Source organism: Halomonas sp. G11 (genome assembly GCF_001663515.1).
Classification (GTDB): domain Bacteria; phylum Pseudomonadota; class Gammaproteobacteria; order Pseudomonadales; family Halomonadaceae; genus Vreelandella.
On sequence record NZ_LYXG01000014.1, the window covers coordinates 34,515 to 47,120 of the forward strand.

At 57.5% G+C, this 12,606-nt stretch carries 12 protein-coding genes; all 12 read right to left on the reverse strand.

Annotated features, from left to right (window positions below; genetic code table 11):
* Positions 1 to 8 precede the first annotated feature (8 nt).
* The gene (gene rplV, locus ADS46_RS08015) at positions 9 to 341 is read right to left on the reverse strand and encodes a 50S ribosomal protein L22 (RefSeq protein WP_027337512.1); all 333 of its coding nucleotides are present in this window, start codon (positions 339 to 341) and stop codon (positions 9 to 11) included.
* An 18-nt stretch (positions 342 to 359) separates the two neighbouring features.
* Complete coding sequence (rpsS, locus tag ADS46_RS08020) at positions 360 to 635, reverse strand: 30S ribosomal protein S19 (protein WP_027337511.1); 276 nt, start codon at positions 633 to 635, stop codon at positions 360 to 362.
* Positions 636 to 668: 33 nt separating this feature from the next.
* Positions 669 to 1,499 (reverse strand): 50S ribosomal protein L2, encoded by an 831-nt coding sequence (gene rplB / locus ADS46_RS08025; protein WP_066318572.1) that lies wholly within the window; start codon positions 1,497 to 1,499, stop codon positions 669 to 671.
* A gap of 17 nt (positions 1,500 to 1,516) precedes the next feature.
* Positions 1,517 to 1,813: a 50S ribosomal protein L23 gene (rplW, locus tag ADS46_RS08030; RefSeq protein WP_066318574.1), complete on the reverse strand. Its 297-nt coding sequence runs from the start codon at positions 1,811 to 1,813 to the stop codon at positions 1,517 to 1,519.
* Positions 1,810 to 2,415, reverse strand: a complete 606-nt coding sequence (gene rplD, locus ADS46_RS08035; protein WP_066318576.1) for a 50S ribosomal protein L4 — start codon at positions 2,413 to 2,415, stop codon at positions 1,810 to 1,812. Before rplD ends, rplW begins: the two co-directional genes overlap by 4 nt.
* Positions 2,416 to 2,430: 15 nt before the next feature.
* A complete protein-coding gene (rplC, locus tag ADS46_RS08040; RefSeq protein WP_066318578.1) occupies positions 2,431 to 3,069 on the reverse strand; it encodes a 50S ribosomal protein L3 in 639 nt (212 codons plus the stop codon).
* Between the two features lie 152 nt (positions 3,070 to 3,221).
* Entirely contained in the window at positions 3,222 to 3,533 is a 312-nt protein-coding gene (gene rpsJ, locus ADS46_RS08045) for a 30S ribosomal protein S10 (RefSeq protein ID WP_009098983.1), read from the reverse strand.
* 159 nt (positions 3,534 to 3,692) lie between these two features.
* Positions 3,693 to 4,886 (reverse strand): elongation factor Tu, encoded by a 1,194-nt coding sequence (gene tuf / locus ADS46_RS08050; RefSeq protein ID WP_066318581.1) that lies wholly within the window; start codon positions 4,884 to 4,886, stop codon positions 3,693 to 3,695.
* Between the two features lie 29 nt (positions 4,887 to 4,915).
* Entirely contained in the window at positions 4,916 to 7,039 is a 2,124-nt protein-coding gene (gene fusA / locus ADS46_RS08055) for an elongation factor G (RefSeq protein WP_066318583.1), read from the reverse strand.
* A 196-nt stretch (positions 7,040 to 7,235) separates the two neighbouring features.
* Entirely contained in the window at positions 7,236 to 7,706 is a 471-nt protein-coding gene (rpsG, locus tag ADS46_RS08060) for a 30S ribosomal protein S7 (RefSeq protein WP_027337504.1), read from the reverse strand.
* Between the two features lie 147 nt (positions 7,707 to 7,853).
* Positions 7,854 to 8,228, reverse strand: a complete 375-nt coding sequence (gene rpsL / locus ADS46_RS08065; RefSeq protein WP_066318585.1) for a 30S ribosomal protein S12 — start codon at positions 8,226 to 8,228, stop codon at positions 7,854 to 7,856.
* 163 nt (positions 8,229 to 8,391) lie between these two features.
* Positions 8,392 to 12,606, reverse strand: a complete 4,215-nt coding sequence (gene rpoC / locus ADS46_RS08070; RefSeq protein ID WP_066318587.1) for a DNA-directed RNA polymerase subunit beta' — start codon at positions 12,604 to 12,606, stop codon at positions 8,392 to 8,394.

A 12,606-nucleotide genomic window follows, 5' to 3' on the forward strand; every position in this document is an offset into this window, starting at 1 on the left:
GTCGACTCCTACTTCTCGGCTACCTTGACGGTGATGTGGCAGGTGCGCTTCAAGATACGATCCGCCCGCCCCTTGGCGCGCGGCTTGATACGCTTGAGCGTCATGCCCTCATCGACGCAGATGGTCGAGACACGCAGCTCGTCAATATCCATGCCGTTATTTTCTTCCGCGTTTGCAATGGCGGACTGAAGCACTTTCTTGACCAGTTGGGCAGCCTTCTTCGGTGAGAAGGTCAGCAGGTCGAGTGCCTCGGCGACAGGTTTACCGCGCACCTGATCAGCCACCAAACGGGCCTTCTGGGCGGATAATCCGGCGCCACGCAGCTTAGCTGTGACTTCCATCTCTCAATCCTCTTTGGCTTACCGTTTGGCTTTCTTGTCCGCCACGTGCCCGCGATAAGTGCGAGTGGCAGCGAATTCGCCTAGCTTGTGACCAACCATTTCCTCGGAGACGTGCACCGGGACGTGTTGGCGACCATTATGGACTGCGATGGTCAGACCCACCATGTTTGGCAGGATCATCGAACGACGCGACCAGGTCTTGATCGGTTTGCGATCGTTCTTTTCCACTGCAGCCTCTACCTTCTTCAAAAGATGAAGGTCAATGAAAGGACCTTTCTTTAGTGAACGTGGCACAGCCGTTACCTCTTAATGTCTTGGCAATTTAGATCAGCTACGAGCCTTGCGGCGACGTACGATCAGCTTGTCGGTGCGCTTGTTCTTACGCGTCTTATAACCCTTGGTCGGCACACCCCATGGAGTGACCGGGTTACGACCACCACTGGTGCGGCCTTCACCACCACCGTGCGGGTGATCCACCGGGTTCATTGCGACACCGCGAACAGTCGGACGCACACCTCTCCAGCGCTTCGCACCGGCCTTGCCAAGTTGACGCAGGCTGTGCTCGGAGTTGCTCACTTCGCCCAGGGTCGCACGGCACTCAGCCAGGACCTTGCGCATTTCGCCGGAACGAAGGCGCAGGGTGGCGTAGTTGCCTTCACGCGCAACCAGCTGAGCGCCAGTACCGGCACTGCGAGCAATCTGCGCGCCTTTACCCGGCTTCAGCTCGATACCGTGAACGGTCGAACCCAGCGGGATGTTGCGCAGCGGCAAGGCATTGCCTTTCTTGATGGGCGCGTTAACACCAGATTCCAGCACGTCACCCGCGCTGACACCTTTCGGTGCGATGATGTAACGACGCTCGCCATCGGCGTATTTCAGCAGCGCAATGTGCGCACTGCGGTTCGGGTCGTGCTCCAGGCGCTCAACGGTGGCAGGAATGCCATCCTTGGTGCGCTTGAAGTCGATCAACCGATAGTGATGACGGTGACCACCGCCCACGTGGCGGGTGGTGATGCGACCGTAGTTATTACGGCCACCGGACTTGGACTGCTTTTCCAAAAGCGGTGCATAAGCACGGCCCTTGTACAGTTCCTCGCCAACGATCTTGACGACGTGGCGACGACCGGCGGATGTGGGTTTGGTCTTGACGATTGCCATTATCCGTACTCCTGCCCTTATTCGGCGCCAGAGAAGTCTTCGAGCGTTTCACCGGCAGCGAGGGTTACATACGCTTTACGGTAACCCTTACGCAAGCCAACGCCGTTTGCAGTACGCTTGGTTTTCCCTTTCACGTTCAGTACCTGAACGCTACCGACCTTCTTGCCGAACAGAACTTCTACGGCCTTCTTGATCTCAGGCTTGGTGGCATCGGTCGCCACCTTAAAAACGTACTGGTTGCGCTCGGCAGCCATCGCGGCCTTCTCGGTCACGTGCGGTCCAAGCAGAACCTTGAATACGCGTTCCTGGTTCATGCCAGCTTCTCCTCGAATTTACGCAGGGCGGAGACGGTGACCAGGACCTTATCAAAGGCAACCAGGCTCACCGGGTCAGCGGCCGCAACATCCACCACATCAACGTGAGGAAGGTTGCGTGCGGCTAGATAGAGCTTTTCGTCAACGTCTTCGGTGACGATCAACACTTTTTCAAGGTTGAGCTCTTTCAGCTTGGCAGCGACCTGCTTGGTTTTCGGCGCTTCAACGTTGAACTCTTCGACCACGACCAGGCGCTCTTGACGTACCAGCTCTGACAAGATGGAGCGCATGGCGGCGCGATACATCTTGCGGTTCACCTTCTGGGTGTAGTCTTGCGGACGCGCCGCGAAGGTGACACCGCCGCTACGCCAGATTGGCGAACGGATGGTACCGGCACGAGCACGGCCAGTCCCTTTCTGACGCCACGGCTTTTTACCACCACCGCGTACATCGGAACGGTTCTTTTGAGCGCGGGTGCCCTGACGACCACCAGCCAAATAGGCAGTGACAACCTGGTGAACCAGCGCTTCGTTGAATTCTTTGCCAAAGGTGGCGTCGGCTACTTCAACGGTACCCGCGCCTGCAGCAAGATTCAGATTCATTGGTAATTATCCCCTTCAGCCTGCTTTAACGGCGCTGCGAACGATAACGTCACTGCCGGTTGCACCCGGCACGGCGCCCTTGATCAGCAGCAGGTTACGCTCGGCGTCGACACGGACGATCTCTAGGCTCTGCACGGTGCAACGGGCGTTACCCATTTGACCGGCCATCTTTTTGCCTTTGAAAACGCGACCCGGGGTCTGACACATACCGATAGAACCCGGCGCACGATGCGACAGCGAGTTACCATGGCTGTTGTCTTGGGTACGGAAGTTCCAGCGCTTAACGGCACCCTGGAAACCTTTACCCTTGGAGGTACCGGTCACATCGATCATCTGACCAGCTTCGAAGAGGGATACGGTGAGTTCGCCGCCGACTTCAGGAGCTTCTTCGCCATCTTCCAGACGAAACTCCATCAGTGAACGACCAGCCTCAACACCCGCTTTAGCAAATTGACCCGCCTGGGCTTTGCTGAGGTGTTTGGCCTTGCGAGAGCCGGTTGTTACCTGAACCGCCGCGTAACCGTCAGACTCGACAGATTTGACGCGTGTAACACGGTTAGGATCAACCTCAATAACGGTTACGGGCACGGATGCACCGTCTTCGGTAAAGACACGAGTCATCCCGGCCTTTTTACCGACTAAACCGATAGTCATTCTCAGTTCTCCTATAGTGTACGGGGCTATCACCCGCTATGGCTGCCCTTTCCAGAGCATTCCACTAGCACATTGTGTAGCGCCTCACGGCGCGGCGGCTGCTGCTCAATGTCAATGCGTAATGAGCGCTGGGCCGCAAGTGTCTAGTGTGGTTAGTCGAGCTTGATTTGCACGTCTACGCCGGCGGCGAGATCGAGTTTCATCAGCGCATCAACGGTTTTCTCGGTCGGCTCGACGATATCGAGCACACGCTTGTGCGTACGAATCTCATACTGGTCGCGCGCGTCCTTGTTGACGTGCGGCGAGATCAGAATGGTGTAGCGCTCGCGGTTGGTTGGCAGCGGAATCGGACCACGAACCTGAGCACCAGTACGCTTAGCGGTTTCAACAATCTCCGCTGTGGACTGATCGATCAGGCGATGGTCGAACGCTTTCAACCGAATGCGAATCTTTTGGTTCTGCATTTGCCCTAAACTCCAATGGATGTCGACGGCGCGAGCCGTCTACCCACGCATTCAAAGGATGCGCATTATAGGCACGCCAAAAGCCCATGTCAAACATTTGCTAGAGGTGCGCAGAAAAGGGGGCTCAACCGAGCCCCCTTTCACATTCAGCGGATCTACTTACTGAATGATTTTGGCCACTACGCCCGCGCCGACGGTACGGCCGCCTTCACGAATAGCGAAGCGCAGACCGTCATCCATGGCGATCGGAGCGATCAGGGTGACAACCATTTTAACGTTGTCGCCCGGCATGACCATCTCAACGCCTTCCGGCAGTTCACAGGTACCGGTGACATCGGTGGTACGGAAGTAGAACTGCGGACGATAGCCCTTGAAGAAAGGCGTGTGACGACCGCCTTCTTCTTTGGACAGTACGTAGACTTCTGCTTCGAAAACGGTGTGCGGAGTGATGGTGCCGGTTTTCGCCAGAACCTGACCACGCTCAACGTCATCACGCTTGGTACCACGCAGCAGGGCGCCAACGTTCTCGCCTGCACGACCTTCGTCGAGCAGCTTGCGGAACATTTCAACGCCGGTAACGACCGTCTTGGTCGTGTCGCGCATACCCACGATTTCGACTTCTTCGCCTGCCTTGATGACACCACGCTCTACACGACCGGTAACAACAGTACCGCGGCCAGAGATAGAGAAGACGTCTTCGATCGGCATCAGGAACGGCTGATCGATGGCACGCTCGGGCTCCGGAATGTAGTCATCCAGCGCCTTGATCAGGTTGGCAACGGCGGTGGTACCCATGCCGTTGTCGTCCTTGCCTTCCAGGGCCATCAGTGCAGAGCCAGTGATGATCGGCGTGTCGTCACCCGGGAAGTCGTACTGGTCGAGAAGTTCACGAACTTCCATTTCAACCAGCTCGAGCAGTTCTTCGTCATCGACCATGTCCGCCTTGTTCAGGAACACGACGATGAACGGAACGCCAACCTGACGAGACAGCAGGATGTGCTCACGCGTCTGCGGCATCGGGCCGTCGGCGGCAGAACATACCAGGATTGCGCCGTCCATCTGCGCAGCACCGGTAATCATGTTCTTGACGTAGTCGGCGTGCCCCGGGCAGTCAACGTGCGCGTAGTGACGCGTCTCGGACTGGTATTCCACGTGAGACGTCGCGATGGTGATACCGCGCTCACGCTCTTCCGGCGCGTTATCGATAGCGTCGAACTCACTCCAGTCACCACCGAATACTTCAGCGGAAACGCGGGTCAAGGCCGCAGTCAGAGTCGTTTTACCGTGGTCGACGTGACCAATGGTGCCGACGTTGATATGCGGTTTGGAACGTTCAAATTTTTCCTTAGCCACTGCTATAACCTCTTTACGTTAGCTAACGGTTAACCGTTTTGGTTGATGACGGCTTCAACGACGCTGGAGGGCGCCTCCTCGTACTTCGCGAACTCCATAGAGTAGCTCGCACGGCCCTGGGTTTGCGAGCGGAGATCGGTTGCGTAACCGAACATCTCACCCAGCGGCACCGTTGCACGAATGATTTTACCAGAAGAAGAATCATCCATGCCCTGGACCAGGCCGCGACGACGGTTCAGGTCGCCCATGACGTCACCCATAAACTCTTCGGGGGTCACGACTTCGACCTTCATCACCGGCTCCAGCAGCACGGCCTTGGCTTTCCTGGCACCTTCTTTCACTGCCATAGAAGAAGCAATCTTGAACGCAGTCTCGTTGGAGTCCACGTCGTGATAGGAGCCATCAAACAGCGTCACTTTAACGTCAATCATCGGGTAACCCGCAATGACGCCATTTTTCAGCTGTTCATATGCCCCTTTCTCTACTGCCGGGATGTATTCCTTGGGAACCACACCACCGACGATTTCCGAGTTGAACTTGAAGAAGATTTCATCATCCCCTTCACCCTTCTCCTCGTAGGTCAACGGCTCGATACGCATGATAACGTGACCGTATTGACCACGACCGCCAGACTGGCGTACGAACTTGCCTTCCTGCTCGACGCTGCCGCGAATCGTTTCACGGTAGGCCACCTGTGGCTTACCGATATTGGCTTCAACCTTGAACTCGCGACGCATGCGGTCGACAAGAATATCGAGGTGAAGCTCGCCCATTCCCGAAATGATCGTCTGACCAGTCTCTTCGTCGGTCTTCACCTGGAAGGACGGGTCTTCCTGGGCCAGTTTACCCAGTGCAACACCCATCTTCTCCTGGTCAGCCTTGGATTTCGGCTCAACCGCTACCGAGATAACCGGGTCGGGGAATTCCATACGCTCAAGCACGATCTTGTGATTGATATCACACAGGGTATCCCCGGTCGTGACGTCTTTCAGACCGATACAGGCCGCGATATCGCCTGCGCGTACTTCCTTGATCTCTTCACGCGAATTCGAGTGCATCTGAACGATACGGCCAACGCGCTCTTTCTTGCTCTTGACCGAGTTGTAGACGCCGTCACCGGAATTCAGCACACCCGAATAGACGCGGATAAACGTCAGGGTGCCGACAAAGGGGTCGGTGGCGATCTTGAACGCCAGTGCAGCAAACGGCTGATTGTCGTCGGCTTCACGGGTATCGATGGTACCGTCTTTATCGTCAAGCTCACCTTCGATGGCCTTGACTTCGGTCGGCGACGGCATGTATTCGATGACGCAGTCCAGTACCGCTTGAACGCCCTTGTTCTTGAAGGCGGACCCGCAGGTGATGAGGACGATTTCGTTAGCCAGGGTACGCGCACGCAGACCGGCCTTGATCTCTTCAGTGGTCAGCTCACCACCTTCGAGATATTTTTCCATCAACTCATCAGAACCTTCTGCCGCGGCTTCGATCATCTGCTCGCGGTAGGTTTCTGCCGTTTCGACGAGCTCTTCGGGAATATCAACCAGGTCATAATTCATGCCCAGGTTCTCTTCGTCCCAAAGGATGCCCTTCATCTGGATCAGGTCGATGACGCCCTTGAAGTTCTCTTCCGTGCCCCAGTTGATCTGGATCGGCACGGCATTGGCACCCAGGCGCTCTTTCAACTGGTCGACGACCATGAAGAAGTCGGCGCCGGTCCGGTCCATCTTGTTGACGAAGACCATGCGCGGCACTTCGTACTTGTTGGCCTGGCGCCATACGGTTTCGGTCTGCGGCTGAACGCCGGAGGAACCGCACAGCACGACAACCGCGCCGTCAAGTACGCGCAGAGAACGCTCGACTTCGATGGTGAAGTCAACGTGCCCCGGGGTATCGATGATGTTGATGCGGTGCTCAGGGAACTGCTTGTTCATGCCCTGCCAGAAACAGGTCGTTGCAGCTGAGGTGATGGTAATACCACGCTCCTGCTCCTGCTCCATCCAGTCCATGGTCGCCGCACCGTCGTGCACCTCACCCACTTTGTGGGAAAGGCCGGTGTAGAATAGTACACGCTCAGTCGTCGTGGTTTTACCCGCGTCGACGTGAGCGACGATACCGATATTACGGTAACGATTTAGTGGAGTCTTGCGTGCCACGGTGGAACTCCCGTTTGTTGGCGATGCTCGTGAATCTGGTGTCGCGTTTTTTGCTTATGCCACCGCCGCCATCGATCACGATAGCGGCGGTGTGTTGCGAACTGGCGCCCAATTGTCTCGACACGGCGCAATACAGCAAAAAAAACAACCCCAGAAAACGCCGAATTTAAAAACGCTGATATTAAAAGCGCCGATCTTAAAAACGGTAGTGCGAGAAGGCCTTGTTGGCTTCTGCCATACGATGCACGTCTTCGCGCTTCTTGACGGCAGAACCTTTGCCTTCAGCGGCATCCAGCATTTCGCCTGCAAGACGCTGAACCATCGTTTTCTCACCGCGACGACGCGCCGCGTCAACCAGCCAGCGCATAGCAAGCGCCTGACGACGTGACGGACGAACTTCAACCGGCACCTGATACGTCGCACCACCGACACGGCGCGACTTCACCTCGACCATGGGCTGGATAGCTTCCAGCGCCTTGTCGAAGATTTCCAGCGGCTCTTCTTTACTACGCTCGGCAACCTTGTCCAACGCACCATAAACAATGCGCTCAGCTATGGACTTCTTGCCGCTGAACATCAGGTGGTTCATGAACTTCGCCAGGCGCTCACTTCCGAACTTGGGATCCGGCAGGATTTCGCGCTTAGCTACAACTCTTCTTCTAGGCATGATAAGCCCTCAATTTAAGGATCCTTCAGGTAAACTCGGAACTCGCACAAATCAATCGCTCAGTGCCGCCCGACCTTACTCTTATCAGACCATCATATACGTGATAAACATCTCGTACGGACGCCACTTGCGCGACCCAGCACCGACTTAAGACTTCGGACGCTTGGTACCGTACTTGGAACGACCCTGCTTACGATTCTGCACGCCAGAGGTGTCAAGGGCACCGCGCACGGTGTGATAACGCACACCGGGCAAGTCCTTCACACGACCGCCGCGAATCAGCACAACAGAGTGCTCCTGGAGGTTGTGACCTTCACCGCCGATATAGGAAGCCACTTCGAAGCCGTTGGTAAGGCGCACACGGCAGACCTTACGCAGGGCCGAGTTGGGCTTCTTCGGGGTGGTGGTGTAAACGCGCGTACATACGCCGCGCTTTTGCGGACAAGCCTGAAGCGCGGGCACGTCACTCTTGGTGACGGGGCGCTTACGCGGCTTGCGCACTAGCTGATTAATCGTTGCCATGGTGTTTAGCTGACTCCAATGGTTGCCTGGCCTTCCAGCGGCTGCGGGCGTACCCACCCCACTGTTAAAGGCTGCGCATTCTAAAGGCTGACCCTAGCCGACGTCAAGTCCTGCCGGTCGCTAAACCGGCAGGACCGTGATGGCAAAAGGTCAGGTCGCAATGTTAGAGCTCGTCGTCGGAATCCAATGCGGTCAACTGAGCTCCCAGCTCCTGCTCTACCTCGGTTGCCGAGGGATTGTACAGGCGCTCTACGTCTTCGCGTTTGCGACGACGTTCCGCGTGGTGAGTCAGACCGGTACCTGCCGGAATCAGACGACCCACTACGACGTTTTCTTTCAGGCCGCGCAGATAATCGCGCTTGCCGGTTACCGCTGCTTCGGTCAATACGCGGGTCGTTTCCTGGAACGACGCCGCCGAAATGAACGATTCGGTGGCCAGGCTGGCCTTGGTGATACCCAGCAGCAAGCGCTGATACTTGGCGGGGAATTTGCCTTCCTTCTCGAGAGCGGCATTCTGCTCCAGTACCCGCACAAGCTCAGCCTGATCGCCGGTGATGAAGTCGGAATCACCCGAGTCGGTGATCTCTACCTTGCGCAGCATCTGACGCACAATGACTTCGATGTGCTTGTCATCGATGCCAACGCCCTGCAGACGGTAAACATCCTGAACTTCGGCAGCGATGTACTTGGCAAGCTCGGCCACGCCCAGCAGGCGCAGGATATCGTGAGGGTTGCTCGGCCCGTCGGAAATCACCTCGCCCTTCTCAACCGTTTCACCTTCGAAGACGGCAATCTGGCGCCATTTGGGGATCAGCGCTTCAAACGGATCACCGGATTCCGGTGTGATCGTCAGGCGACGCTTGCCTTTGGTTTCCTTACCAAAACTCACCACGCCGCTGATCTCGGCCAGAATGGACGATTCTTTCGGTTTGCGCGCCTCGAACAGATCCGCCACGCGTGGCAGACCACCGGTGATGTCCTTGTTGCCCGACGCCTCGACCGGAATACGGGCCACGACTTCACCCACGCCGATCGGCGCACCGTCATCGACGGAAATGATCGATTTACCCGGCAGCAGATACTGAACCGGGGTGTTCGCCCCGGAGACCGAGACATACTCGCCCGCGGTATCCTTGAGCATGACCATCGGGCGCTTGTCGCGACCGGCCATGGGGCGTGCCGCGGCCTCGATCACCTCGATGGACGACAGACCGGTCATCTCGTCGACGGTACGGTGCATGGTGACACCCTCGTCGAGATCGATGAACTGGGCCTTACCTTCCACTTCGGCAACGATCGGGTGAGTGTGCGGATCCCACTTGGCCACCGTGGCACCGGCATCGACGACATCGCCGTCACGTACGGATAGCTCGGCACCGTAGGGCAGTTTGTAGTACTCACGCTCGCGACCGTGGTCGTCAGCAACGGCCAGGGCGCTGGAGCGGGATACCACGACCAGCTTGCCGTCGGCACGCTCGACGTGCTTGATGTTGTGCAGGCGTACCTTGCCGCCGTGCTTGACCTGGACGCTGTCCACCGCGGACGTCCGCGACGCCGCACCACCGATGTGGAAAGTCCGCATGGTCAGCTGGGTACCCGGCTCACCGATGGACTGAGCGGCGATGACGCCGACAGATTCACCGATGTTGACCTGATGGCCGCGAGCAAGGTCACGCCCGTAACAGGCAGAGCACACGCCATGGGGCGTATCGCAGGTAATCGTCGAACGAACGACGATTTCGTCGACGCCCATGGTATCCAGCGACGCGCACCATTTTTCATCGAGCAGCGTGCCGCGCGGGATAAGGACTTCTTCCGTGCCCGGATCGACCACATCCTGGGCCACCACACGACCCAGCACACGCTGGGACAGCGGCACGATGATATCGCCGCCTTCGATGATCGGGTGCAGCGTCAGGCCGTTTTCGGTACCGCAATCGGACTCGGTGATCACCAGGTCCTGTGCGACATCGACCAGACGACGGGTCAGGTAACCGGAGTTGGCCGTCTTCAGGGCCGTATCCGCAAGACCTTTCCGCGCGCCGTGGGTCGAGATGAAGTACTGCAGTACGTTCAGGCCTTCACGGAAGTTGGCGACGATCGGTGTTTCGATGATCGAGCCATCCGGCTTGGCCATCAGACCCCGCATACCCGCCAGCTGACGGATCTGGGCAGCACTACCACGGGCACCGGAGTCGGCCATGATGAAGACGCTGTTGAACGAATCCTGTTCGACTTCGTTGCCGTCGCGGTCAGTTACCGTCTCCTTCGAGATACCGGTCATCATGGCCTTGGCGACTTTGTCGTTGGCCTTGGACCAGATGTCGATAACCTTGTTGTACTTCTCGCCCGCCGTTACCAGGCCAGAAGAGAACTGGTCTTCGATTTCCTTAACTTCCGCCTCGGCGGCGTCGACGATTTCGGTCTTCGCTTCGGGAATGACAAAGTCGTTAACGCCGATAGAGGCGCCTGACATCGTCGCCAGACGGAAGCCGGTATACATCAACTGGTCAGCGAAGATGACGGTCGGCTTGAGGCCCGCACGACGATAGACTTCGTTGATCAGGCTGGAGATCGCCTTCTTTTTCATCGGCTGGTCGATCAGCTCGAACGGCACGCCTTCCGGCAGGATGCGGAATAGCAATGCCCGACCCACGGTGGTGTCGTAAACACGGCGATGGTGAGAGCGCTCGCCCGTCTCTTCGTCGACGTCCACTTCGTCCAGGCGGACTTTAACCCGCGCATGCAGCGATACCGCCTTGGTACCAAAGGCGCGCTCGACCTCGTCGAGGCCGGAAAAGATCATGCCTTCGCCTTTATCGTTGATCCTTTCCCGGGTCATGTAGTAAAGACCCAGAACAACGTCCTGCGAGGGCACGATGATCGGTTCGCCATTGGCAGGCGACAGCACGTTGTTGGTCGCCATCATCAGCGCCCGGGCTTCGAGCTGGGCTTCCAGCGTCAGCGGTACGTGGACCGCCATCTGGTCACCGTCAAAGTCGGCGTTGTAGGCGGCACACACCAGCGGGTGCAGCTGGATCGCCTTGCCTTCGATCAACAGCGGTTCAAACGCCTGGATACCCAAACGGTGCAGGGTCGGCGCGCGGTTGAGCATGACCGGGTGCTCGCGGATAACATCGGCGAGGATATCCCACACTTCCGGCAGTTCGCGCTCGACCATCTTCTTGGCGGCTTTGATCGTTGACGCGTAGTCCAGCGACTGCAGCTTGGAGTAGATAAACGGCTTGAACAGCTCCAGCGCCATTTTCTTGGGCAGACCACACTGGTGCAGACGCAGGGTCGGCCCCACGGTAATCACCGAACGGCCCGAGTAGTCGACGCGCTTACCCAGCAGGTTCTGGCGGAAGCGGCCCTGCTTACCCTTGATCATATCGGCCAGCGATTTCAGCGGACGCTTGTTGGTGCCGGTAATCGCACGGCCACGGCGGCCGTTATCCAGCAGCGCATCGACCGCTTCCTGAAGCATACGCTTCTCGTTGCGCACGATGATATCCGGCGCGTTGAGGTCGAGCAGCCGCTTCAGGCGGTTGTTGCGGTTGATCACACGACGGTAAAGGTCGTTGAGATCCGAGGTCGCGAAGCGGCCACCGTCCAGCGGTACCAGCGGACGCAAGTCCGGCGGCAGCACGGGCAGCACTTCCATGACCATCCACGCCGGCGCGTTGCCGGAGTGGTAGAAAGCTTCCAGCAGTTTCAGGCGCTTGGAGAGCTTCTTGATCTTGGTTTCAGAGTTGGTCTGCGGAATCTCTTCGCGCAGATGGTTGATCTCTTCTTCCAGATCGATGTCTTTGAGCAGCTCCTGAACGGCTTCAGCGCCCATACGGGCATCGAAGTCGTCGCCAAATTCTTCCAGCGCTTCGAAATACTGCTCATCGTTCAACAGCTGACCACGCTCCAGCGTTGTCATGCCCGGATCGATCACCACAAAGCTTTCGAAGTACAACACGCGCTCGATATCACGCAGGGTCATATCGAGGAACATGCCGATACGCGACGGCAGTGATTTCAGGAACCAGATGTGGGCAACCGGCGAGGCAAGCTCGATATGCCCCATGCGCTCACGGCGCACGGCGGCCTTGGTCACTTCTACGCCACACTTTTCACAGATGATGCCGCGGTGCTTCATGCGCTTGTACTTGCCGCACAAACACTCGTAGTCTTTGACTGGGCCGAAGATCTTGGCGCAGAACAGACCATCCCGCTCCGGTTTAAAGGTGCGGTAGTTGATGGTCTCGGGCTTCTTCACCTCGCCAAACGACCAGGAGCGAATCATGTCCGGCGACGCCAGGGTAATCTTGATCGCGTCAAACTCTTCGGACTGAGATTGCGATTTGAGTACTTTCACCAAATCTTTCAT